This is a genomic window from Paraburkholderia sp. BR14312 (assembly GCF_040948675.1).
Lineage (GTDB): Bacteria > Pseudomonadota > Gammaproteobacteria > Burkholderiales > Burkholderiaceae > Paraburkholderia > Paraburkholderia nodosa_A.
Genome location: NZ_JBFPKI010000007.1, coordinates 222,625 through 245,275 on the forward strand (window position 1 = coordinate 222,625; position 22,651 = coordinate 245,275).

Annotated in this window: 20 protein-coding genes and 1 other RNA gene; 12 read left to right on the forward strand and 9 right to left on the reverse strand. The window is 66.3% G+C overall.

What is annotated here, in order from left to right; translation table 11 throughout:
* Nucleotides 1–136: 136 nt before the first annotated feature.
* Both AB3X98_RS21115 and dnaX read right to left on the reverse strand, forming a co-directional pair.
* Nucleotides 137–463 carry a YbaB/EbfC family nucleoid-associated protein gene (locus AB3X98_RS21115; protein WP_069267501.1) on the reverse strand — a complete coding sequence of 109 codons (327 nt, stop codon included), beginning with the start codon at nucleotides 461–463 and terminating at the stop codon, nucleotides 137–139.
* Between the two features lie 82 nt (nucleotides 464–545).
* Nucleotides 546–2,927, reverse strand: a complete 2,382-nt coding sequence (gene dnaX / locus AB3X98_RS21120) for a DNA polymerase III subunit gamma/tau (protein WP_368606706.1) — start codon at nucleotides 2,925–2,927, stop codon at nucleotides 546–548.
* Nucleotides 2,928–2,934: 7 nt separating this feature from the next.
* Between dnaX and AB3X98_RS21125 the strand changes: the two genes are divergently transcribed.
* Nucleotides 2,935–3,153 carry a hypothetical protein gene (locus tag AB3X98_RS21125; protein WP_368606707.1) on the forward strand — a complete coding sequence of 73 codons (219 nt, stop codon included), beginning with the start codon at nucleotides 2,935–2,937 and terminating at the stop codon, nucleotides 3,151–3,153.
* Here the strand turns inward: AB3X98_RS21125 and ffs are convergent.
* Nucleotides 3,149–3,247: signal recognition particle sRNA small type (ffs, locus tag AB3X98_RS21130), an RNA gene on the reverse strand. The two genes, AB3X98_RS21125 and ffs, sit on opposite strands and share 5 nt — an antisense overlap.
* Nucleotides 3,248–3,702: 455 nt before the next feature.
* Between ffs and trxA the strand changes: the two genes are divergently transcribed.
* The 8 genes from trxA to AB3X98_RS21170 all read left to right on the forward strand — a co-directional run bounded on the left by trxA (nucleotide 3,703) and on the right by AB3X98_RS21170 (nucleotide 12,598).
* Nucleotides 3,703–4,029 carry a thioredoxin TrxA gene (trxA, locus tag AB3X98_RS21135; RefSeq protein ID WP_069267503.1) on the forward strand — a complete coding sequence of 109 codons (327 nt, stop codon included), beginning with the start codon at nucleotides 3,703–3,705 and terminating at the stop codon, nucleotides 4,027–4,029.
* Nucleotides 4,030–4,330: 301 nt separating this feature from the next.
* Nucleotides 4,331–5,593: a transcription termination factor Rho gene (rho, locus tag AB3X98_RS21140; protein ID WP_027818379.1), complete on the forward strand. Its 1,263-nt coding sequence runs from the start codon at nucleotides 4,331–4,333 to the stop codon at nucleotides 5,591–5,593.
* A gap of 163 nt (nucleotides 5,594–5,756) precedes the next feature.
* Nucleotides 5,757–6,302 (forward strand): MerR family transcriptional regulator, encoded by a 546-nt coding sequence (locus AB3X98_RS21145; RefSeq protein ID WP_368606708.1) that lies wholly within the window; start codon nucleotides 5,757–5,759, stop codon nucleotides 6,300–6,302.
* Nucleotides 6,299–7,855 (forward strand): MFS transporter, encoded by a 1,557-nt coding sequence (locus AB3X98_RS21150; RefSeq protein WP_368606709.1) that lies wholly within the window; start codon nucleotides 6,299–6,301, stop codon nucleotides 7,853–7,855. The genes AB3X98_RS21145 and AB3X98_RS21150 overlap by 4 nt, the downstream gene beginning before the upstream one ends.
* Before the next feature lie 35 nt (nucleotides 7,856–7,890).
* Entirely contained in the window at nucleotides 7,891–8,727 is an 837-nt protein-coding gene (locus tag AB3X98_RS21155; RefSeq protein ID WP_069267506.1) for a M90 family metallopeptidase, read from the forward strand.
* Nucleotides 8,728–8,884: 157 nt separating this feature from the next.
* Nucleotides 8,885–9,148, forward strand: a complete 264-nt coding sequence (locus AB3X98_RS21160; protein ID WP_069267507.1) for a type B 50S ribosomal protein L31 — start codon at nucleotides 8,885–8,887, stop codon at nucleotides 9,146–9,148.
* Nucleotides 9,149–9,468: 320 nt separating this feature from the next.
* Nucleotides 9,469–11,223, forward strand: coding sequence for an ArnT family glycosyltransferase (locus tag AB3X98_RS21165; RefSeq protein WP_368606710.1), 1,755 nt, complete (start codon nucleotides 9,469–9,471; stop codon nucleotides 11,221–11,223).
* 4 nt (nucleotides 11,224–11,227) lie between these two features.
* Nucleotides 11,228–12,598, forward strand: coding sequence for an MATE family efflux transporter (locus tag AB3X98_RS21170; RefSeq protein WP_368606711.1), 1,371 nt, complete (start codon nucleotides 11,228–11,230; stop codon nucleotides 12,596–12,598).
* Nucleotides 12,599–12,646: 48 nt separating this feature from the next.
* Here AB3X98_RS21170 and lipA read toward each other — a convergent pair whose 3' ends face one another.
* From lipA to AB3X98_RS21200, 6 genes are all read right to left on the reverse strand, one after another.
* Nucleotides 12,647–13,645, reverse strand: coding sequence for a lipoyl synthase (gene lipA, locus AB3X98_RS21175; RefSeq protein ID WP_368606712.1), 999 nt, complete (start codon nucleotides 13,643–13,645; stop codon nucleotides 12,647–12,649).
* Between the two features lie 2 nt (nucleotides 13,646–13,647).
* Complete coding sequence (locus AB3X98_RS21180) at nucleotides 13,648–14,769, reverse strand: acetoin dehydrogenase dihydrolipoyllysine-residue acetyltransferase subunit (protein ID WP_368606713.1); 1,122 nt, start codon at nucleotides 14,767–14,769, stop codon at nucleotides 13,648–13,650.
* 4 nt (nucleotides 14,770–14,773) lie between these two features.
* On the reverse strand, nucleotides 14,774–15,778 hold the full coding sequence (locus AB3X98_RS21185) for an alpha-ketoacid dehydrogenase subunit beta (RefSeq protein ID WP_368606714.1): 1,005 nt from the start codon (nucleotides 15,776–15,778) through the stop codon (nucleotides 14,774–14,776).
* Between the two features lie 46 nt (nucleotides 15,779–15,824).
* A complete protein-coding gene (locus AB3X98_RS21190; RefSeq protein WP_368606715.1) occupies nucleotides 15,825–16,802 on the reverse strand; it encodes a thiamine pyrophosphate-dependent dehydrogenase E1 component subunit alpha in 978 nt (325 codons plus the stop codon).
* Between the two features lie 69 nt (nucleotides 16,803–16,871).
* Nucleotides 16,872–17,648, reverse strand: a complete 777-nt coding sequence (locus AB3X98_RS21195) for an SDR family NAD(P)-dependent oxidoreductase (RefSeq protein WP_133184298.1) — start codon at nucleotides 17,646–17,648, stop codon at nucleotides 16,872–16,874.
* A 48-nt stretch (nucleotides 17,649–17,696) separates the two neighbouring features.
* Nucleotides 17,697–18,764 carry an ATP-NAD kinase family protein gene (locus tag AB3X98_RS21200; protein ID WP_069267607.1) on the reverse strand — a complete coding sequence of 356 codons (1,068 nt, stop codon included), beginning with the start codon at nucleotides 18,762–18,764 and terminating at the stop codon, nucleotides 17,697–17,699.
* Nucleotides 18,765–19,241: 477 nt separating this feature from the next.
* Here AB3X98_RS21200 and AB3X98_RS21205 point away from each other — a divergent pair, with 477 nt between their 5' ends.
* The 3 genes from AB3X98_RS21205 to AB3X98_RS21215 all read left to right on the forward strand — a co-directional run bounded on the left by AB3X98_RS21205 (nucleotide 19,242) and on the right by AB3X98_RS21215 (nucleotide 22,617).
* Nucleotides 19,242–21,242, forward strand: coding sequence for a sigma-54-dependent Fis family transcriptional regulator (locus tag AB3X98_RS21205; RefSeq protein ID WP_368606716.1), 2,001 nt, complete (start codon nucleotides 19,242–19,244; stop codon nucleotides 21,240–21,242).
* Between the two features lie 219 nt (nucleotides 21,243–21,461).
* Nucleotides 21,462–22,052 (forward strand): ComEA family DNA-binding protein, encoded by a 591-nt coding sequence (locus AB3X98_RS21210; protein WP_368606717.1) that lies wholly within the window; start codon nucleotides 21,462–21,464, stop codon nucleotides 22,050–22,052.
* 124 nt (nucleotides 22,053–22,176) lie between these two features.
* Nucleotides 22,177–22,617, forward strand: a complete 441-nt coding sequence (locus tag AB3X98_RS21215; protein WP_069267517.1) for a YidB family protein — start codon at nucleotides 22,177–22,179, stop codon at nucleotides 22,615–22,617.
* The last annotated feature ends 34 nt before the right edge of the window (nucleotides 22,618–22,651 follow it).

Below are 22,651 nucleotides of genomic sequence, written 5' to 3' on the forward strand. Positions count from 1 at the left end.
GCTTGCTACCTACTGCTTGCTACTGCTTGCTACTTTCGACGCCGCGACGCCGCGCAGCCCTGCCGGGTCGCGACGAGGCACGCGGGACACGCGGGCGCCGGTCTGCCTCACGCAGACGCGGCGCTCGCCACGTTCCTTAGAACGGCATCTTGAAGCCCGGCGGCAGCGGCAGGCCGGCGGTCATGCCGCCCATCTTTTCCTGCGACGTGGCTTCGGCCTTGCGCACCGCGTCGTTGAACGCCGCGGCCACGAGGTCTTCGAGCATGTCCTTGTCGTCCGTGAGCAGGCTCGGATCGATCGACACGCGGCGAACGTCGTTGCGGCAGGTCATCGTGACCTTGACGAGACCGGCGCCAGCCTGACCCTCGACTTCGATCTGGGCAAGCTGCTCCTGCATCTTCTTCATGTTTTCCTGCATCTGCTGGGCTTGCTTCATGAGCCCTGCGAGTTGGCCTTTCAACATAGTCACTGCTCCTTCTGGATCGTAGTCGTTCGAATCGATGCGCTCAAAAGCGCGCGACGCTCTGCGCGCCGCGCGGCGCAAATCAGTGGGCGGCCTGAGTGCCGCCCGATGCGGCTTCCGGCGCGACCGGCCGGATCGAGCCCGGCACGATGCTCGCGCCGAAGTCGCGAATCAGTTGCTGCACGAAGGGGTCGGCGCCGATCTCGCGCTCAGCTTCGCGTTGACGCTGGGCGCGATCGGCGGCGTCGAGCGCGGCCGCCGTGCGGCGCGCGGGGCCGACTTCCACGCTCACTTCAACGGTCTTGCCAAGCCGCTCGGCAAGCGCCGTCTTGAGCTTCGCGACCTGCGAGGCTTCGGCGTACTGCGGCACCGGCACGCTCAATTTGAGAAGCGTGCCTTCGAGCGCCGTCAGCTCGCTGTTGAACGCGAGCTGGTACGAGATGCCCTTGAGCGAAAGCGTGGCGGCGAGCGCAGGCCAGTCGCCCTTGAAACCGATCGGATCGAGCGCAATGCCCGGCGGCAGCTTGCTCACATCGACCACGGCCGGCGACGGCGTCGGCATCGCAGCGGCGGCGCGCGGCGCGGACGGCTCGCTGTCGTAGGGGGGCACGAAGCCGTCGTCGGGCGGCGCAAAGTACGCGTCATCGGCGCCGAGCGGCACATAGTCGTCGGGTGGAATATCGTCCCACGGCGGCGCGCCCGAAGCGTCTTGCTGCGCGTTTGCGTTGCGCGGCGTCTGTCGTGCCTGCGCTTCGTGCGCGGCGGCGCGGCGAGCCGGATCGGGCGTCGGCACCTTCACTTCCTTGCGCGGTGCGGCCTTCGGCGCGGGCGCCGGGGCGCTCGCGCCGGCAGCGGCAGCGGGACGGCCCGTGGCAACGCGCATGCCCTTGCTGCGCAGCACGTGGAGCGCAGCGCTTGCACCACCACGCGCGGATGCCGCAGCGGCGGGTTCCTCACGAGACTCGAATTGCGGCGCGGGCGCAGCGGCCACGCTCTGCACAGGTTGTGTCTCTTCTGGCGCGGGAGCGGCCGCAGCCGGCTCGACCGGTGCCACAGGCGCAGCTTGTGGCGCTGCGCCCGGGTTCGGCGCGGACTCGCCCTCGTCCTCCCAGGGCGGGACGACGCGCGCTTCGTCCGCGGGCCTCGCGAGCGGCGCAGGCGCAGGCGCGGACGCGCTCGCTTGCGGCTCGGCATCGGGCATCTTCGCCGGTGCGGCTTCGGTCGGCCGCGGCAGCGGGGCGGCGGGCTTCGGCACGACTGGCTGCGCAGCGGCAGGCGCCGCACTGCGCGCCGACGCCGCTACCGGAGCCGCCGCACGCGCGCCCGCGCCGGCCGCAGCGGGCTTCGACACAGGCGCACTGCCCACGCTGCCCGCGCTCGCGGAAGGCTCGAACGCCAGCATGCGCAGGAGCGTCATCGTGAAGCCAGCGTATTCGTCGGGTGCCAGGCCGAGTTCGCTGCGCCCGAGGGTCGCGATCTGATAGAAAAGCTGGACCTGCTCCGGGCTCAACGCTTCCGCGAAACGGCGAATGTCGTCGGCTTCGGGCCACTCGTCGAGCACCGATGAAGGCGCGAATTGCGCCCAGCCAATGCGATGGAACAGACTCGCGAGGTCCTGCAGCGCGGCGGAAAACGACAGGCTGCGCAGCGCCATTTCGTCGGCGATGGCGAGCACGTTCGCGCCGTCGCCGGCCACGAGCGCGTCGATCATGCGGATCAGATAGCTTTGATCGAGCGCGCCGAGCATGCCGCGCACCGCTTCTTCGGTGACCTGGTTGGCCGAATACGCGATGGCCTGGTCGGTAAGCGAAAGCGCGTCGCGCATCGAGCCGTCTGCGGCGCGCGCGAGCAGGCGCAGCGCCTGCGCCTCGAACTCGACCTTCTCTTCTCCGAGAATATGCGTGAGATGCTCCACGATGTTGCCCGCCGGCATCTGCTTCAAATTGAATTGCAGGCAGCGCGAGAGCACCGTGACCGGAATCTTCTGCGGGTCCGTCGTCGCGAGGATGAACTTCACATGCGGCGGCGGCTCTTCCAGCGTCTTCAGCATTGCGTTGAAGGCGTGGTTCGTGAGCATGTGCACTTCGTCGATCATGTAGACCTTGAAGCGCGCATCGACCGGCGCGTAGACCGCACGCTCGAGCAGCGCGGCCATTTCGTCCACGCCGCGATTGCTCGCCGCATCCATCTCGACGTAATCGACGAAACGCCCTTCGTCGATTTCCCGGCACGCGCGGCACACGCCGCAGGGCTTCGACGTCACGCCGGTCTCACAGTTGAGCGCCTTGGCGAAGATACGCGACAGCGTCGTCTTGCCCACGCCGCGCGTGCCTGTGAAGAGGTACGCGTGATGCAGGCGGCCGCCGTCGAGTGCATGCGTGAGCGCGCGCACCACGTGCTCCTGTCCGACGAGCGAAGCGAAATCCTTCGGTCGCCACTTGCGTGCGAGAACTTGATAGGTCATGCGGAAATTGTATCAGCAACGCCGGCGCGTCCAGATGAATCGAAAGGCGGCCAATGCCCGGTTCGCGGCCGCCGCGCAATGGCGCGAGCCGGCGATTGCGGACGACGAAAACAGTGGCGATGCAGGCGTGACAAACACGACGAACGAAGAACCGCGTCGCGCAGTCGATTGCGCGGCGTCAATCTCGTATCTGGGAAGAAAAACGGAAGAAAAAAGAGGAAGGTGACGAGCCTGACCCTCGGCACTGGCGGAAAACGGCTGTGGCTGCTTCGTTCCCGACCTGACCAGGTTGACCGCCCCTCCATGCGAGGAGGCCCGTCACGGCGCATTCTAACATCGGTCGCGCGCCAATGCGACTGCTGCAGTGCGAAAAAACGCGCCGAGCCGCGCCGGGCATCGTTGCGCGCCCCGGGTAGCTACCCTCTTGCAACGGCTCGCACCGCCTCCAGATAGCGTGCAGGAGCACGAGGTACCACGCGAAATGGCCCCGCGAAAAGGCTCGCGCCGCCGCCAGAATATGCCGCCGAATGTGGCCTGCAGGACGGAAACCCTGCTTGCGGCATGAGTACTATCACCGTCGGCAACGCATAGGGATTTAGGCTACACTGGCGTCGGCAATCGGCTGGGCCACGCGGTTTGCGTGCGAAGGGCGTGTGATTCGGACGTATGACTTGGGTTCGGTCTGGCCGCCCAGGCGGCCCCGGAAGAATTTTCAGTTTTGGTGTATCGTGGCGAGCAATTTACTCAGCCTCGAATCGAAAGAGGTATTCATACAATGAGCGAACAAATCAAGCATATCAGCGACGCATCGTTCGAACAGGACGTCGTGAAATCCGACAAGCCCGTGCTGCTGGACTTCTGGGCAGAGTGGTGTGGCCCGTGCAAGATGATCGCGCCGATTCTCGATGAAGTCGCGAAGGACTATGGCGAGCGCCTTCAGGTCGCGAAGATCAACGTCGACGAGCACCAGTCGACGCCGGTGAAGTTCGGCGTGCGCGGCATCCCCACGCTGATCCTCTTCAAGAACGGCGCCGTGGCGGCGCAGAAAGTCGGCGCGCTCTCGAAGTCGCAGCTCACCGCGTTCCTGGACAGCCACCTGTAACTTCCTCGCTGGCCGCCCCTCCCCGCCCGGGCGCATCGCCCGGCCAGCAAGGGATGAGCCACCAACGGTGCGTGTTGTCACGCGACAACACGCACCATAAAAACACGCCGAAACTTGCTGTCGGTCTTCACTGACGGTTTCTGGCGTGTGCTATGCTAGAATTCATAAAGCGTCTACCGGCGCCCTTATAAAAGTTTCAAGCAAGCTTGAAGCGAAGTTTCAACCAAAAGTCCTTGAGCGGTTCCGCTCGCTTCTTTTCCCCCATTCTTTTCGTCGCACTCCTCCCCGACGGGTTCTCCGTATGCATCTTTCCGAGCTCAAGTCTCTGCACGTGTCTGAATTGATCGAGATGGCCAATGGCCTCGAGATCGAAAATGCGAACCGCCTGCGCAAGCAGGAACTCATGTTCGCGATTCTCAAAAAGCGCGCCAAGACGGGCGAAACGATCTTCGGTGACGGCACGCTCGAAGTGCTCCCCGACGGCTTCGGCTTCCTGCGCTCGCCGGAAACCTCGTATCTCGCCAGCACGGACGATATCTATATCAGCCCGTCGCAGATCCGCCGCTTCAACCTGCACACCGGCGACACGATCGAAGGTGAAGTGCGCACGCCGAAGGACGGCGAACGCTATTTCGCGCTCGTGAAGGTGGACAAGGTCAACGGCCAGCCGCCGGAAGCCTCGAAGCACAAGATCATGTTCGAGAACCTCACGCCGCTGCACCCGAACAAGGTGCTGCTGCTCGAGCGCGAGATGCGCGGCGAGGAGAACGTGACGGGCCGCATCATCGACATGATCGCGCCTATCGGCAAGGGTCAGCGCGGCCTGCTGGTCGCTTCGCCCAAGTCCGGCAAGACCGTGATGCTCCAGCACATCGCGCACGCCATCAAGCAGAACCACCCCGACGTGGTCCTGTTCGTGCTGCTGATCGACGAGCGCCCGGAAGAAGTGACCGAAATGCAGCGCTCAGTGGCGGGCGAAGTGATCGCCTCGACCTTCGACGAACCGGCTGCGCGGCACGTGCAGGTCGCCGAAATGGTGATCGAGAAGGCCAAGCGCCTCGTCGAAATGAAGCACGACGTCGTGATCCTGCTCGACTCGATCACGCGTCTCGCGCGCGCCTACAACACCGTTGTGCCCGCATCGGGCAAGGTGCTCACGGGCGGTGTGGATGCCAACGCGCTCCAGCGTCCGAAGCGCTTCTTCGGCGCGGCACGTAACATCGAAGAAGGCGGCTCGCTCACCATCATCGGCACGGCGCTGATCGAAACCGGCAGCCGCATGGACGACGTGATCTACGAAGAGTTCAAGGGCACCGGCAACATGGAAGTGCACCTCGAGCGCCGTCTCGCGGAAAAGCGCGTCTACCCGTCGATCAACCTGAACAAGTCGGGCACGCGCCGCGAGGAACTGCTGATCAAGCCGGACATCCTCCAGAAGATCTGGGTGCTGCGCAAGTTCATCCACGACATGGACGAAGTCGAGGCCATGGAATTCCTGCTCGACAAGATTCGCCAGACGAAGAACAATTCCGAGTTCTTCGACATGATGCGCCGCGGCGGCTAAAGGCCCTCGCCCGCTCGAATCACCGCAAAACGCCCGCGACTTCGCGGGCGTTTTTCTTTTCCGGCAGCGGATCGCTGCACCTCTCAACCTGTACGTGCACGTTCACGTTGAAGTATAATGCGCAGTGTGTCTTGATCGCGTCCCGGCGAAAAAAGAGTTCCCCATGCCCAAGGATGCCCCCGCGCTGCTCACGGTGCGCGACGCCGCCGAGCGCCTGAACGTCACGCCGCGCACGCTCAAGTATTACGAAGAGCGAGGGCTCGTCAGCCCCTCGCGCAGCGAAGGCCGCTACCGGCTCTACGACGAGCACGACCTCGAGCAATTTGCGCGCATCCTGCGGCTGCGCGCGCTCGGCTTTTCGCTGCACGGCATCACCGAAATGCTCAAGCGGCCGCTCGAACAGGTTGGCGAAGGCCGCCGGCGCTATTCGCACGAGTCGCTCCAGCAGATCGCCGACGCGCTCGCGCAGCAGATCGAGACGCTGGACACGCGCATCGCGGCCGTGCGCCGCGAGTTGAAGGAGGCGCAGACGGTGCGCATGGAGCTGGCCGGCGACCTCGACTACCTGCAGCGGCGCCTCGCGGGAGAGCCGTCCGATCAGCTGATCGAGCAGCGCCTCGCCGCCACGCGGCGACGCAAGGCGGCCGCGACGGGCGGCAGACCGGCAGAGCCTTCGGGCAACGCACGCGAGAACGACGAATCGGCATGAGCACGGCCCAGCCTCGCGAGCCGATCTTCAGCGCGGCGCGCCTGCGCGGCGACTTTTTCCCGTGGGTGCTCGCCCTCGCGACCGGTCTCGACTACTACGACAACGCGATCTTCTCGTTCTTCACGAGCCATATCGCGGGCGGCATCAACGCGTCGCCCGACGAGCTCGTCTGGTCGTCGAGCGCCTACGCCGTGTGCGCCGTTCTGGGCATCCTGCAGCAGCAATGGTGGGTGGAGCGCATGGGCTACCGCCGCTACGTGGGGAGCTGCCTGCTGCTCTATGCCGTCGGCGCGATCGCGGCGGCACTTTGCGAATCGTCGATCGAGCTTGCCTTCGCGCGCGGCTTCCAGGGCTACTTCATCGGCCCGATGATGGGCACCTGCCGCATCCTCATCCAGATCAGCTTCACGCCGCAGCAGCGTCCAGTGGCAACGCGCGCGTTCCTCATTCTCATCGTGCTCTCCAGCGCGCTAGCACCGCTCGTGGGCGGGCAGCTCGTCGCGCATTTCGACTGGCGCGCCTTGTTCGCGTTTTCCGCGCCCGCAGGCGTGCTCTATGCCGTGCTGGCCCTGCTCGCGCTGCCCGATACGGGCCACTTGCTGCCTGAGGAGCGCGGCGAAGCGCACTTCTGGCCGTACCTCATCTTCGCGTTTGCACAGGGCGCGCTGCAGATCGCCATGCAGCAGGTGCGCTTCGAACTCTTCAGCGCGTCGCCGGAAATCATTCTGCTCACGCTCGTCGGGATCACGGCGCTCGCCTGGTTCGGCTGGCACCAGTGGCATCATCCGAAGCCGCTCATGCGCCTGCACGCACTGCGCGAGAAGCCGTTCCGGGTGGGCCTGCTGCTCTACATGGTCTACTACTACCTGAGCACGGCGCTCAGCTACCTGGTCTCGCGGCTGCTCGAAGGCGGTTTCAACTACCCCGTCGAAAACGCCGGACGCCTCACCGGCATCACGTCGCTCATCTCGGCCGGCGCCCTCTTTTTCTATTTCCGCTACGCGAAGCTCATTACACACAAAAAGTGGATCATCGTGCCCGGCTTCGTGCTCTCAGCGTTCATTTCGTTCTGGATGACGCGGCTCACGCCGCAGGCTAGCGAAGCCTGGCTCATCCCGCCGCTGCTGCTGCGTGGCCTGCTGCTGCTCTTCATCGTGCTGCCCGTCGCCAATCTCACGTTCCGCATCTTCGCGATCGAAGAATTCACGCACGGTTACCGCTTGAAAAACATCGTCCGGCAGTTGACGATATCGTTCGCCACAGCCACCGTTATCATCGTCGAGCAGCACCGGCTCGCGCTGCACCAGACGCGGCTCGCCGAGTTCGTGAATCCGTTCAACCCGGCGTTCCAGAGCACCTACGCCGCGCTGACGCATTCCTTCGAACTGATGGGCCGCTCCGCGAGCGAAGCGCGCGGACTCGCGCTCGCGCAGGTGAGCCGCATCGTCGCGCAGCAGGCGAGCTTCCTGAGTTCGCTCGACGGGTTTTACTTCCTGATCGGCGTGGCGGTGTGCGGCGGGATCTTCGCCGCGTGGCAAAAGCAGATCGATTGAACGACATCCAGACGCACGGGAAAACACACCCAGCGATGCTTTCGAAACTCTCTCACTGGTTCGACGCGCGCCGCCGCGAAAAGGCGCTGCGCACCTACGCGATCGACGACGCGCTTTGGCAGGCGACGCTCGCGGGCTTGCCCTTTCTCAAGCACCTCGACGCCGCCGACCTCGTGCGCCTGCGCGAGATGACGAGCCTTTTCCTCGCGCAAAAGGAGTTCTCCACGGCGCACGATCTCGAGCTGACCGACCCGATGAGCGTAGCGATCGCCGCGCAGGCGTCGCTGCCCGTGCTCAATCTTTCACTCGATCTCTACAAGGGCTGGGTGGGCGTGGTCGTCTATCCGGGCGAATTCGTGATCCGCAAGACCGTGGAGGACGAGGACGGCGTGGTCCACGAGGTGGAACACGACGCGAGCGGCGAGGCGTGGGAAGGCGGCCCCGTGATCCTCTCGTGGGAAGACGCGCAGATGACCGATGGCAGCGACGCGTACAACGTCGTGATCCACGAGTTCGCGCACAAGATCGACATGCTTAACGGCGAGGCCGACGGCCATCCGCCCCTCTTTCGGCGCTGGCACGCCCCGCTCGACGCGCAGGCATGGGCCGACGTGTTCGACAACGCCTACGACCAGTTCTGCGACAAGGTGGACGCCGTGCCGGAGCGCCGCTGGGCGCGCTTCGAGCGCGATTCGCTGATCGATCCCTATGCCGCCGACCACCCGTCGGAGTTCTTCGCGGTGTGCAGCGAGGCGCTTTTCGTCAAACCGAAGGCATTCGAGGCGGAATATCCCGAGCTTTACCGGCTGCTCGCGCGCTATTACCGCCAGGACCCGGCGCGCGTGGGCGCACTGGCCGGCCAGCCGGCCTGAAACCTGACGCGCGGGAGCCTCAAAAATTCGCCAACCGGCTGATTATCTGGCATAATCGCCGTTTTTCGACCCTTGGGTAAGTGGCTCGCGCGGGCAAAGTCGGCAACATGGTGTTGCAGGCACGCGGGTTGGCTACCGCCAGATTTAAGGAATAACCATGAAAGAAGGCATTCACCCGGATTACCGCGAAGTCCTGTTCATCGACGTTTCGAACGACTTCAAGTTCGTGACCCGCTCGACCATCCAGACGCGCGAAACCGCCGAATTCAACGGCAAGACCTACCCGCTCGCCAAGATCGAAGTGTCGTCGGAATCGCATCCGTTCTACACGGGCACGCAAAAGATCATGGACACGGCAGGCCGTGTCGAGAAGTTCAACAAGAAGTTCGGCGCACGCGCCTCGGGCAAGGCCGGCAAGTAAGCACCTCGCCGCACCGGCTGCTGGCCGGTCCCGCATTGAACGTGCACAAAAAGGGCAGCATACGCTGCCCTTTTTTGTTGCCCGCGCCACCGTTGCGCCGTCCAGCAGCTATAAGGGTGCGACTTACCGCCCCTTTTTAGATGTTTCTGTGGATTATCCCGCGGCTAACGCCGTGACGCGCGATCGCCGGCCCGGCTAGAATGCCGGATTGCTCCACGGCACACGGCCGGGTGTACCGTCTGCCGCGCATGCCTGCTTGACCCCCGCGTGCGAGCCGCCCGCTCGAACACGCCCGGTTTATCCGTCTCCCTTCGTACTGCATGAAGCCAGCCATTCGACTGACCGCCTCCGCCACCAGCGCCCTGCCGCGCTGGCTGCTGCTGACCATCTGTATCGTCTTCGCCGCGTTCGGCCTCTTTGGCCGCGACCCGTGGAAGAACGAGGATGCGGCGGGCTTCGGCGTGATGTGGACGATGGCGGGGGGCACCTCGCACGACTGGCTGCTACCCAATCTCGTCGGCAAGTACGTGACCGAGAACGGTCCGCTCGGCTACTGGCTCGGCGCCGCGTGCATCCGTCTCTTCGCACCGTGGGTCGACGCCAGCAACGCATCGCGCATCGCCACGGGCGTGCTGTTCTGCCTCGCGTGCGCGTTCGTCTGGTACAGCGCGTATCTGCTGGGCCGCCGCCCCGAAGTGCAGCCGTTCAAGTACGCGTTCGGCGGCGAGCCCGAGCCGCGCGACTACGGCCGCACGCTCGGCGACGGCGCCCTGCTCGTTCTGCTGGGCTGCTTCGGCCTCGCCGAGCGCGGTCACGAAACCACGCCGCAGCTCATGCAGTTCGTGGGCATCGCCATGCTGCTGTACGGCGTCGTGCGCGCCATCGACAAGCCGGTCCAGGGCGCCCTCTGGTGGGGCCTCGCGCTCGGCATCGTGATGCTCTCGAGCGGCCCGGTGCTCGTGGGCGCGCTCCTCATCGGCACGCTCGCCATGCTCGCCATTGCCCCCGAAACGCGCTCGCGCTGGCTGCTCGTGGCGGGCCTGCCCGTGGCGCTCGTGGTCTCGGCCTCGTGGCCCCTGTTGGCGCTGCATCTGTATCCCGACGACGCCGTCTGGTTCCTCAACCAGTGGGCGCACACCAACGTCAACGCCTTCGCAGGCCCCCCTGGCTACGTGCTGCGCTACGCCGCCAAGAACCTGCCGCTCTTCACGTGGCCCGCGTGGCCCCTCGCGATCTGGGCCTTCGTGAGCTGGGCCGGGCTGCGCCGCAAACCGCACATCGCGATTCCGCTGTCGGTGATCGTGCCGCTGCTCATCCTCGTGGTCGTGCAGAGCCACGAATCGAACCGGCTCTTCATGCTCGTGCTGCCCGCGCTGGCGGTGCTCGCGACCTTCGCGCTGCCCACGCTCAAGCGCGGCGCGATCAACGCGATCGACTGGTTCGCGGTGCTGAGCTTCACGATTCTCAGCACCTTCGTGTGGCTCGTGTGGCTCGCGGGCATGACCGGTTTCCCGGCACCGCTCGCGCGCAACCTCGCGCGCCTCGCACCCGGCTTCGTGCCGGAGTTCAAGATTCTCTCGTTCGTGTGCGCGGTGGCCGTTACCGTGTGCTGGATGGTGCTCGTGCGCTGGCGCGTGGCGCGCCATCCGAAGGTGCTGTGGCGCAGCGTCGTGCTCTCGAGCGGCGGCACCACGCTCATGTGGGTGCTGCTCATGACGCTGTGGCTGCCGGTCGTCAACTACAGCCGGACCTACAAGGACGTGGCCGAGCAGATCGCCGCGCACCTGCCCGCCGACTATCAGTGCATCTCGCCCGTCCGCCTCGGCGATGCGCAGATCGCCACCTTCGCGTACTTCGGCAGGATGCATTTCGCGTTCAACGAGGATTGCGACGTGATCCTGCGCCAGGACACGCAGGAATACGGCGAGCCGAGCTCGATGCCGGACTACGTGTGGAAGCTCGTCTGGGAAGGCCGCCGCGTCGCCGATCGCGACGAGCGCTTCCGCCTGTACGTGCGCATCGACCGTCCGACGCCGCCGCTCAAGAAACATGTCTGGCGCAAGCGTCCGGACTGAGGCCGTGCTGACGACGACTTTCGCCGGCGACGTCCGGCGCATCGCCGCGCTCGCGTGGCCGGTGCTGGTCGGGCAACTCGCGATCATCGCGTTCGGCGTGATCGACACCGCGATGGTCGGTCGCTACTCGGCGCTCGATCTCGCCGCGCTCGGCCTGGGTTCGTCGATCTACATCTCGGTCTATATCGCTCTCACGGGCATTCTCAGCGCGCTGCAGCCCGTAGCGGCGCAGCTCTATGGCGCGCGCAAGGACACGGAAATCGGTCTCGAAGTGCGCCAGGCGTTCTGGCTCGCGCTCGTGCTGATGGCGATCGGATTTACGATCCTCTACTTTCCCGGCCCGCTGCTCGACCTCGCGCACGCGCCCGAAGCACTGCGCGAGCGCACCGTCGGCTATCTGCGGCTGCTTTCGTTCGGGCTGCCCGCGGCGCTGGCCTTTCGCATCTACAGCTCGCTCGCCAATGCCGTGGGGCGCCCGCGCCTCGTGATGTTCCTGCAAGTCGGCGCGCTCGTACTCAAGGTGCCGCTCAACACGTGGCTCATCTTCGGCGGCCTCGGCGTGCCGGCGCTCGGGGGGCCAGGCTGCGCGCTCGCAAGCACCTCGATCAACTGGGCGCTCGCCTTGTGCGCGGCCTTCGCGCTCACGCGGGTGGACGTGTTCGCACCGTTCGAAATCTTCAGGCACTTCTGCTGGCCCGAGTGGAAACGCCAGGCCGAACTGCTCAAGCTCGGCATTCCGATGGGGCTTTCGTACCTCATCGAAGTGACGTCGTACACGTTCATGGCGATCTTCATCGCACGTATGGGCACGACCACGCTCGCCGGCCATCAGATCGCCGGCAACATCGGCGCCGTGCTCTACATGACGCCGCTTTCGATCGGCGTGGCGACCTCGACGCTCGTCGCCCAGGCGCTGGGCGGCGACCGCCCGGCCGAAGCGCGCACGCTCGCGCGGCACGGCGTGGCGACGGCCGTAGCGATTGCCTGCTGCTATGGCGCGATCGTGTTCGTACTGCGGCCGCTCATCATCGGCGGCTACACGCCGGACCCTGCCGTGGCAGTCGCAGCCATGCCGCTCGTCGCCATCGTCACCTGCTACCACGTGTTCGACGCCCTGCAGATCACCACCGCCTTCGCGTTGCGCGCCTACCGGGTCGCGGTCGTGCCGACCATCATCTATGCGCTTGCGCTCTGGGGCGTGGGCCTCGGCGGCGGCTACGCGCTGGGCTTCGACGTGACCGGCACGGTGCCCGCCTGGGCGACGGGCGCGCGCGGGTTCTGGCTCGCCAACATGGCGAGCCTCCTGATTGCCGGTGCCGGACTCCTGCTTTATCTCTCGCGGGTGAGTACGCGGTTTGTGAGAGAACGCGCCTAGCTCGTCGGCGTCGGAGGCGTTAGGCGGTTAGTTGCAAATGCATGCAGATCACCCCGCCTCGGCCTGCCGCGCCGCCTCCACGGTCTGTGCTGCGTGATACGACGAGCGAACCAGCGGCCCGGCCACCACCTCGCTAAATCCCATTGCCAGCCCCGCCGCACGCAACGCGGCGAATCCGTCGGGATGCATGTAGCGCTTCACCGGCAAATGAAACCGCGACGGCGCAAGGTACTGCCCGATCGTCAGCACTTCTACGCGATGCTCGAGCAGGTCGCGCATCGTCGCGAGCAACTCCGCATCGGTTTCGCCCAGCCCCACCATCAGCCCCGACTTCGTGACGAGCGCACCGTTCGCCGCTTTCGCGCGCGCAAGCAAATCGAGCGAGCCGTGATAGTCCGCGCCCGGCCGCGCCGCGCGATACAGCGAGGGCACGGTCTCGATGTTGTGGTTGAACACGTCGGGCCACGCGTACGAAAGCGCCTCGAGCGCGCGCGGGACACGGCCGCGGAAATCGGGTGTGAGCACCTCGACGCCGATTCCCGCTACGCGCTCGCGCACCCGCGCAATGCAACGCGCGAAGTGCGACGCGCCACCGTCGCGCAAGTCGTCGCGATCGACCGATGTAATGACGACGTGACGCAAGCCCAGCGCCGCGACCGCTGCCGCAAGGTGCGCGGGCTCGTCCTCGTCGAGCGGCGCGGGACGTCCGTGAGCGACATCGCAGAACGGACAGCGCCGCGTGCACAGCCCGCCCATGATCATGAAAGTCGCGGTGCGCTGTGCAAAGCATTCGCCGATGTTCGGGCACATCGCTTCTTCGCATACCGAATGAAGCCGATGCTCGCGCAATACGGCCGCCACGCCCGCTACGGTTTCGCTCATGAGCGGACGCGCGCGCAGCCAGGGCGGCTTCGGCAAGACCGCGTCGGCGCTGGCAGGCGGCACGATCTTCACCGGAATGCGCGCGAGCTTCTCGCGGCTGCGCAGGCCCTCCTGACCCAGCGCCGTACTCGACGAGCGGGACACTCCAGACGTGGCGGCCTCCATGCTCAGGCCCCTTCGTCGAAGAAGGCTTTGAGCAGGCGATTGACCTCCTGCGCCGCCTCCATCTGCACCATGTGCCCCTTGCCCGCAATCACCTCCACGCGCACCTGCGACGGCAAGCCCTGCGCGTGGCGCGCCGGAATGACCTTGTCGACCTCGCCCCAGATCACGAGCGCGCGAGGCGCGAGCGACGCAAGCCGCTCGCGGAACACGCGCCGCTGCGCGCCGCCTTCGAACGCCTGCGCGGCAATCTTGCCGAGCGCGGCCTGCACGCCTTCGAGCCGCTTGTACTTCACGAGGTCCTCGACGAGCTGACGCGTGACCAGCGCGGGATCGGCGAACAGCTTCGTCACGTGCGGCTTGAGCGCATTGCGATTGCCCGCCGCGACGAAGCCCTCGATATACGCACCATCGATCTCGCTGCCAAGGCCTGCACTCGAAATCAGCGCAAGAGAAGTCACGCGCCCGGGCGCCTGCTCGGCCACCGCCATGGCCACTGCACCGCCCAGCGAGTGCCCGACGAGATGCGCGCGGTCGATCTTCTGCGCGTCGAGGAACGCGATCACGCTTTGCCCGAGCTCGTCGAGGCTCCCGCTCTCGAGCGCCTTGCCCGACTCGCCGTGACCCGGCAGATCGAGCGCCCAGACGGTGCGCTCCGCCGCGAGATCGGTGTGATTGAAGAGCCAGTTGTTGAGATCGCCGCCGAAGCCATGGATCAGCACGACAGGCACGCCCTCGCCTTCGCCCTGCTTCAGGTAGCGCACGGTCCTGCCGCCGATTTGCGACTTTTCCGGCTGCGGTCCCGCGTCGGCGTCGCCCGCCTGCGCCGGCACGAAGTCGCGCTGGAACTCGGCCACCGCGGCGTCGATATCCGCGTCGGCCGCTTCGGCATCGGCGACCACACCAAGCAGCGCGCCGACGGGCAGCGTGTCGCCCTCCTGCGCGATCTGCCGCCGCAACACGCCTTCGAACGCGCACTCGACGCCCGACGCGATCTTGTCGGACTCCACGTCGAGCAATTCATCGCCCTTGCTGACCTTGTCGCCGGGCGACTTGAGCCAGCCGTTCACCTGGCCCTGCTCCATCGACAGGCCCCATTTGGGCATCGTGATCATGTGAATCGGCATGACTTCAGCTCCTTGCTGCGCGCGCGGCGTCGGCGATCTTCTCCGCCGAGGGGATGTAGAGGTCTTCGAGCGATGCCGCGAACGGCACAGGCGTATGCGGGGCAGTGACCATGCCGACCGGTACCTTCAGTTCCTTGAACGCCTTCTGGCCAACGAGTGCCGCAATGTCGGTCGCGATCGAGCAGCGCGGATTGGCTTCGTCCACGACCACGACCCGGCCCGTGCGGCGCGCGCTTTCGAGGATCGTTTCCTCGTCGAGTGGCGAGGTCGTACGCAGGTCGATCACGTCCGCCTCGATGCCGTCTTTCGCGAGCTTCTGCGCAGCATCGAGCGCGTAGTGCACCATGCGTCCATACGTGACGATCGTGACGTCGTCACCGTCGCGCACGATGTTGGCCTCGCCGAACGGAATCGAATAGGATTCCTCCGGAACGTCGCCTTCCATCGTGTAGAGCAGCTTGTGCTCGCAGAAGATCACGGGGTCGTTGTCGCGTATCGCCTCGATCATGAGGCCCTTGGCGTCATAGGGCGTGGCCGGGCACACGACCTTCAGCCCGGGAATATGCGTGAAGAGCGAGGTGAGCATCTGCGAGTGCTGCGCCGCCGCGCGCAAGCCCGCGCCATACATGGTGCGAATCACGACCGGCGTGACGGCCTTGCCGCCGAACATGTAGCGGAACTTCGCCGCCTGATTGAAGATCTGGTCGAAGCACACGCCCATGAAATCGATGAACATCAGCTCCGCGACCGGCCGCATGCCGCACGCCGCCGCACCCACTGCCGTGCCGATAAAACCGCCTTCCGAGAGCGGCGTATCGAGCACGCGCCCGGGGAACTTGCCGTAAAGGCCCTTTGTCACGCCGAGCACGCCGCCCCACGCGTCCTGCTCGCCTGGCGCGCCCGCGCCGCCCGCGTTGTCCTCGCCCATCACGATCACGCTTTCGTCGCGCCCCATCTCCTGGGCAAGCGCTTCGTTGATGGCCTGCGAATAGGTGATTTTCCGTGCCATTTCTGTCTCCTTGATCTGGAATCCTGATGACCTGAGTGCGCAGCGCTTAAGGGTACGACACGTACACGTCAGTGAGCAGCGCTTCGGCTGGCGGCAGCGGCGCGGCCTTGGCCTGCGTCACGGCATCGTCGATCAGCTGCTTCACTTCGGCGTTCACCTCGCGCAGATCGTCGCTGCTCGCGAGTTCGGCGCGCACCACGCGCTCTTCGAAGCGCTTCAGGCAGTCTTTTTCCTCGCGCAGCTTCTGCACTTCGCCAGGGGCTCGGTAGGTTTGCGCGTCGCCTTCGAAGTGGCCGAAATAGCGCGAGAGTTTCATCTCCACGAGCGTTGGGCCGCCGCCGCTGCGGGCGCGTGCAATGGCTTCGCCCAGCGCCTCGTGTACGGCGAAGAAGTCGAAGCCGTCGACGATCACGCCCGGCATGCCGAAGCCGTTCGCACGGTCGGCGATATTGTCGGCCGCGACCGACCACGTGGAAGACGTCGCCTCGGCGTAGCCGTTGTTTTCCGCGACGAAGATCACCGGCAAGCGCCACACGGAGGCGAGATTCATCGACTCGAAGATCACGCCCTGGTTCGACGCGCCGTCACCGAAGAAGCACACGCCCACGCCGCCCGTCTTCTTCTGCTTGGCGGCGAGCGCGGCGCCGCACGTGAGCGGACCGCCTGCGCCGACGATGCCGTTTGCGCCCAGCATGCCCTTCGACAGATCGGCGATATGCATCGAGCCGCCCTTGCCCCGGCACGACCCCGTGGCCCGGCCATAGATCTCGGCCATCATCTCGCGCACGTCCACCCCCTTGGCGATGCAGTGGCCGTGGCCGCGGTGCGTGGTGGCGACATAGTCGTTATCGTTCAGATGACTCATCGTGCCGACCGCGGAGGCCTCCTCGCCCGCGTACAGGTGCACGAAGCCTGGAATTTCGCCGGTCGCGAACTCGACGTGCAAGCGTTCCTCGAACTCGCGAATCGTGCGCATCGAGCGATACGCGGTGAGCAACTGCTCCTTGTTCAACTGAACTGACATGGTTGTCTCCTGGGTGTACGACGCTTGTACCGCTCTGGATTGGCTTGCTGCGGGGAAATGCGACTGCTCCTAGTGAAAAGTGAAACCGCCGTCGACGTTCACCGACTGGCCTGTGACGTTGTCCATCGTCGCGAAGAACAGGGCGAGCCGGCCCATGTCCTCCGGCGTTTGCGCGCGGCCCTGCGGAATCAGCGTGAGCTGATGGCGCTGCCAGGACTCTTCGACGCTCTCGCCTTCTGTCTTCCATTCGTCGGAGAGCCGGTCCCACATGTACGTACGCACGATGCCGGGGCAAATCGCGTTCACGGTGATGCCCTCGCGCGCGACTTCCTTGGCGAGCGCGTTGGTGAAGCCAACCACCGCAAATTTCGACGCGCTGTAGTGCGCAAGATTCGGGAACCCTTCCTTGCCCGCGATCGAAGCGACGTTGATGATCCGCCCGCGCTTTTGCGTACGGAAATGCGGCAGTGCAGCCTTGCAGCCGAGGAACACGCCTTTCGCGTTGACGCCCATGACGAAGTCCCAGTCCCGCTCTGTTAATTCGGATACCGGACTGATTGAAATCACGCCGGCGCAGTTCACGAGAATATCGAAGCCACCGAACTCCGAAAGCGCCTGCGAGACCATCCCTTCGAGCTGGACAGCCTGGGTGACGTCGACCTTGGCGAAGGCGGCGCGTCTGCCCAGCGCCCGTATGTCGTCGGCAGTCGCGGCAAGCGGTTCTTCGAGCAGATCCGCGAGCAGCACGTCCGCGCCGGCTTGCGCGAGCGTGAGCGCAATGCCGCGGCCGATGCCGCGCGCGCCGCCGGTCACGATCGCGACCTGGCCTTTCAAGGGTGTGTCCATGCGATGTCTCCTTCTTTCGGTGATGCGTGGAGGAAGCAAGCCCAATCGCTATGCGCGCGCGGCGGCCTCGCGCAACAGCTGATGCGACGCCGCGTAACGCAGCGTGCGCGCGACATCGACGGTCAGCGGACCGTGCCAGTCGAGCGTCACTTCATAGCGGTCGCCGCGCGCCGGTTCGATTTCACGCTCGCCGTCGAACGCGAGCGTGCCGTGGCCCGCTTCGAGCGGCAGCGCCACGCCGACTTCGAGGCGCTGGCAGGTAAGCATCGTCAGGCGCTCGACGCGGCCCGGCGCAATCGGCGCGAGCAACGGCACGCCTGCGCCGCTGCCCTCGGGCGCGCCAGGCTGGGCGAACGTCATATGCAGGCCGTGCGCCGCATCGCGCCCGACCGGCGCCCAAGCCCCGCCGATCGACGAGAGACCGATGCCGTCAGGCGGCGCGAAGGTCAGAAAAAGTGATTCGATATCCGAACTTTCAGAAATCGCACGCGCACCGATGAACGGCTGACGCGCCACGCAAATGTCGACGAGCGCGATTTCTTCGCGCCCGCGCGACGGCCCTTCCACGCAGCGCGCGACGAGCCGCTTGTTGCGCGAAAGCGCCGACTCGGCGGGCACCGCGCCGGTCGCGACGAGCGCGCCCGCGAGGCCCGCGACGGTGGCCTCGCGCAGTTCGGGAAAGGCGTTGTTGGTGCCGGTGGAGAGCGCGAGCAGCGGCGTCGCGCCGCAATGGGCCGCGACCGCGCGATGGGTGCCGTCGCCGCCCAACACCGCGATCAGCGCAACCTCCTCTCGCACCATGTGATCGACACCGGCGTGCGTATCGGCAACGCTTTCGTCCACGAGCAGATCGACGAACACGACCTCGGGCCAGGGTTCGTGCGCGGCAATGGCCGTGTGCGTCTCGATTGCGCGCAGGAGCAGCGCGGCCACGCCGGTGTTGTCGCGCAACGTGAGCACGCGCGTCACGCCGAGCGCGCCCAGGCCTGCGAGCAGGCGCACGACCATGTTCGCCTTCTCGGCCGTGGGAAAGACGGAAGCATGCGAAGTGAGACGGCGAATGTCGCGGCCCGATGCGGGGTTGGCGATCACGCCTACAGTCACGGGCGTCGTCACGGATTTTGTCTCCTGATGGCGTCGCACCGTGCATTGCCGTGCGCCGCCTTTGCCGCCAGACTCTGCAAGCGTCATGCCAATGACGTCGAGAAAGCGCGGCGATAGCGCAGAAGGCCGCGTGACGGGGTTCTGCGGCACATGCACGGCGTGGCGCCGGCACGATCAGCGTCGCGCGCGGCGTCTCAGTCACCGTCTCGCGCGAGCGACGCGCCGCTCGCACGACCAACCGCCCGCGTGAAGGACTACGCGCATAGCCCCGCGTGGCGTGCCAGAGCGGCGACTGAGCGCCCAGGTCCGCCGCGCCGAAAGGCGCGACACGAGACGCTGAGACGATCGTCTCAGCCGTCTCGCATGCTGCGCTGCGGTGTGATCGCGCGCAAAGGATGTGCTACAAAAGACTCCCGCCGAACGCTTTCCGGTCCGACGTAACCCGACGTTACTCCGACGCTCACCGCGAGCCGTCGCCTGGAACCGCTCATGCCCTACGCCCTTGCGTCTACCCGGCACGCCGAGCGCGTGCGCGGCGCTGTAGAAGGCCGGCTGCCCGCGCCGTCCGACTCGCCGCGCCTCGTCTCGTCGTGGCAGCGCTCGTTCGAGCGCTATCAGCTGGACCCCGGCTCCGTGATCGGCCCGCGCGTGCTGAGCGCCGCCGAACTGCGCGAGATCCGCGATCGCGAGGAGTCCTTTCTGCGCGCCTCCGGCCAGTGCCTCACGCGATTGCACGACATGGTGCGCGAGGCCGATTACTGCGTGATGCTGACCGACGCGCACGGCGTGACGATCGACTATCGCCTGGACCGGGAGCGCCGCAACGACTTCAAGCACGCGGGTCTCTATATCGGCTCGTGCTGGTCCGAGAGCGAGGAAGGCACCTGCGGCATCGCGAACGTGCTCACCGATCTCGCGCCCATCACGGTGCACAAGACGGACCATTTCCGCGCCGCGTTCACCACGCTCACGTGTAGCGCCGCGCCGATCTTCGCGCCGGGCGGCGAGCTGATCGGCGTACTCGATGCGTCGGCCGTGCAATCGCCCGACAATCGCGAGAGCCAGCGCATCGTCAACCAGCTCGTGCGCCAGAGTGCCACGCTCATCGAAGACGGCTATTTCCTGCATCGCCTCGCGTCGTGCTGGATACTCTTCGGTCACCAGAATCGCAATTACGTGGAAGCGCAGCCCGAGCTGCTGATCGCCTTCGACGAAAACGGCAACGTGGTCGCCGCAAACCGGCGCGCGCGCGAATGCATGCCGTGCCTGGACGGCCCGCGTCATATCGACGAGATCTTCGATTCGTCGCACGTGCAGTTGCGCGACATCGGCCGCATCGAAACCATCGCGGCGCTGCGCCTGCGCGCGAACGGCTCGATGCTGTATGCGCGCATCCGCGCGCCGCTTGGGACGAGCGGTTACGGCGGACACAGCGCACGCAGCGGCACCGGCGCGGCGCATGGCGCAATGCCACTGCGGCGCGACGCCGCCGACGCGCACGAATACGACCGCAGCGCGCTCGGCCCCTTCCTGCGCAGCGCCGACCCGCGCGTGGCCGAAAACGCGCGCATCGCGCAGCGCGTGGCGGGCAAGCGCCTGCCGATCCTGCTGCTCGGCGAAACCGGCGCCGGCAAGGAGGTGTTCGCGCGCGCCATCCACGACGCCAGCGCGCGACGCAATCGGCCGTTCATCGCGGTCAATTGCGGGGCGCTGCCCGAGTCGCTGATCGAGAGCGAGCTGTTCGGCTATGCGCCGGGCGCGTTCACGGGTGCGCGCCGGCACGGCGCACGCGGCAAGATCGCGATGGCCGATGGCGGCACGCTCTTTCTCGACGAAATCGGCGACATGCCGCTCGCGCTGCAGACCCGCCTTTTGCGCGTGCTGGCCGAGGGCGAAGTCCTGCCGCTCGGGAGCGAAACGCCGGTGCGCGTCGATATCGACGTAGTCTGCGCAACGCACAGGAACCTCGCGCAGATGGCTGGCGCGGGCGCATTCCGCGACGATCTCTACTATCGCCTGAGCGGCGCGGTGCTCACGCTGCCGCCGCTGCGCGAGCGGCGCGACATCGCGATCCTCATCGACACGGTCTTCGCGGAAGAAGCGCAGGCCGCCGGCCGGCCGCTCGCACTCGACGCCACGCTCGCGGCGCGGCTCGCGAAGTTCGCGTGGCCCGGCAACCTGCGGCAACTGCGCAATGCGATGCGTTACGCATGCGCCGTCTGCGACACCGTGCTGGTCGAAGCGCGGCACCTGAGCGGCGACCTCGCGGCGCGCCTGCCGCCACTCGCAGCGCCGGCCGCATCCGGCTGCCCAGCCGGCATTCCGCCAGCGTCGCCGCTCTCCGACGAGGACGAGCGCGCACGCATCGTCGCGGCGCTCACGGCGCACCGCTGGCGTCCGAACGCCGCCGCACTGGCACTGGGCATTTCGCGCGCGACGCTCTACCGGCGCATGGCGAAGCTCGCCATCGTCGGGCCCCATCGCGTTTGAGCCGGATTGCGCTGACTTCCGCGCGTTTCGCGTCGCCAGAGTGCACAGAAGTATTAAATATTGTGCGGCGCGATTTACTTGCCACACTTCGGCCGGTATAAATCGAGCGCTCGCGATCCACAGATACGCCATCTGGCCTATTCTTGTACCGCAGCCCCCTCCGCTGGATGCGTCGTCCGTTCCCGGCTCACTGAAAATGCCCTCAATGGAGTGATTGCCATGCTCAAGAAGCTGCTGATGCTCTTCCTCGCAATCGGCCTGTCGCTGTCCGCCGTGCTCGCCGCAGCCGTGGAAGTGAACACCGCCGACGAAACCGCGCTCGAATCGGTCAAGGGCATCGGCCCCGTCCATGCCAAGGCGATCATCGACGAACGCACGAAGAACGGCCCGTTCAAGGACGCCGACGACCTGGTGAACCGCGTCAAGGGCATTGGCCCGAAGTCGGTGCAGAACCTCGAGGCGGCGGGGCTCACGATCAACGGTTCCTCGGCGCCGCCCGCGGGCAAGGCGGCTAGCGCGAAGAGCGGCAAGAGCGCCGCTGCCACGAGCGCCGCGCCCGCTGCGACCACGGCCAATCCGATGACGGCGCAGACGCCGGCGGCCGCGACCACGGCGCAAGCCGCCTCGGACACGGCCGCGGGCAAGTCGAAGCACAAGAGCAAGAAAGACAAGACAGCCGCCGCCGCCAGCGCGCCCGAAGCGGGCTCCGCTGCGGCAGCTCCGGCCACGGCATCCGATACGAAGGCGAAAAAGCCCAGGAAGTCGAAGAAAGACAAGGCCGCGTCCGCTGCGGCCGCTTCCGGCGCCTGATTGCCGCCATCGTCCGGCGCGCGCAAGCCGTGCACTGGATCTCGAAAACGCGGCGCCACCCTCGCGTGCGCCGTCCGACTTACCGGCCGCGTCCCCGTCGCGGCCATCACCCAGAGAGATCGTCATGAGTCTGCTAGATACCCTCGGTTCCCTGCTCGGTTCGCAGTCGCAACAGCAAGGCGGCGGCCAGGCCCAGCTCCTCGCCGCGGCGATGGAGTTCGTCAACAACCAGCCCGGCGGGCTGAACGGCCTCATCGAGAAGTTCCAGCAAGGCGGCCTCGGCGACATCGTGCAGTCGTGGGTCGGCAACGGCGAGAATCAGCCTGTTTCGGCGGATCAGCTGCACAACGTGCTCGGCTCGGACGTCGTCTCGGGTCTCGCGCAGAAGGTCGGCATGCAGCCCGACCAGGTGAGCGGGCTGCTCGCCCAGGTGCTGCCGCACGTGGTCAACGCGGGCACGCCGACCGGCGAAGTGCCGCAAGGCGGCCAGATCAACACCGAAAGCGTGCTCGGCACGCTCGGTGGGCTGGCGTCGCTGCTCGGCGGCGGCAACAAGCAGGCATGAGCGCCCATTAGCGCTTCCTTGCAGGCATGAAAAA

Coding starts and splice junctions, on each gene's coding strand:
- rho (WP_027818379.1), top strand. CDS start 4,331: ATGCATCTTTCCGAGCTCAAGTCTCTGCACGTGTCTGAATTGATCGAG.
- AB3X98_RS21115 (WP_069267501.1), bottom strand. CDS start 463: ATGTTGAAAGGCCAACTCGCAGGGCTCATGAAGCAAGCCCAGCAGATG.
- AB3X98_RS21160 (WP_069267507.1), top strand. CDS start 8,885: ATGAAAGAAGGCATTCACCCGGATTACCGCGAAGTCCTGTTCATCGAC.
- AB3X98_RS21155 (WP_069267506.1), top strand. CDS start 7,891: ATGCTTTCGAAACTCTCTCACTGGTTCGACGCGCGCCGCCGCGAAAAG.
- AB3X98_RS21185 (WP_368606714.1), bottom strand. CDS start 15,778: ATGGCACGGAAAATCACCTATTCGCAGGCCATCAACGAAGCGCTTGCC.
- AB3X98_RS21205 (WP_368606716.1), top strand. CDS start 19,242: ATGCCCTACGCCCTTGCGTCTACCCGGCACGCCGAGCGCGTGCGCGGC.
- AB3X98_RS21210 (WP_368606717.1), top strand. CDS start 21,462: ATGCTCAAGAAGCTGCTGATGCTCTTCCTCGCAATCGGCCTGTCGCTG.
- AB3X98_RS21145 (WP_368606708.1), top strand. CDS start 5,757: ATGCCCAAGGATGCCCCCGCGCTGCTCACGGTGCGCGACGCCGCCGAG.
- trxA (WP_069267503.1), top strand. CDS start 3,703: ATGAGCGAACAAATCAAGCATATCAGCGACGCATCGTTCGAACAGGAC.
- AB3X98_RS21150 (WP_368606709.1), top strand. CDS start 6,299: ATGAGCACGGCCCAGCCTCGCGAGCCGATCTTCAGCGCGGCGCGCCTG.
- AB3X98_RS21190 (WP_368606715.1), bottom strand. CDS start 16,802: ATGTCAGTTCAGTTGAACAAGGAGCAGTTGCTCACCGCGTATCGCTCG.
- lipA (WP_368606712.1), bottom strand. CDS start 13,645: ATGGAGGCCGCCACGTCTGGAGTGTCCCGCTCGTCGAGTACGGCGCTG.
- dnaX (WP_368606706.1), bottom strand. CDS start 2,927: ATGACCTATCAAGTTCTCGCACGCAAGTGGCGACCGAAGGATTTCGCT.
- AB3X98_RS21215 (WP_069267517.1), top strand. CDS start 22,177: ATGAGTCTGCTAGATACCCTCGGTTCCCTGCTCGGTTCGCAGTCGCAA.
- AB3X98_RS21180 (WP_368606713.1), bottom strand. CDS start 14,769: ATGCCGATTCACATGATCACGATGCCCAAATGGGGCCTGTCGATGGAG.
- AB3X98_RS21165 (WP_368606710.1), top strand. CDS start 9,469: ATGAAGCCAGCCATTCGACTGACCGCCTCCGCCACCAGCGCCCTGCCG.
- AB3X98_RS21195 (WP_133184298.1), bottom strand. CDS start 17,648: ATGGACACACCCTTGAAAGGCCAGGTCGCGATCGTGACCGGCGGCGCG.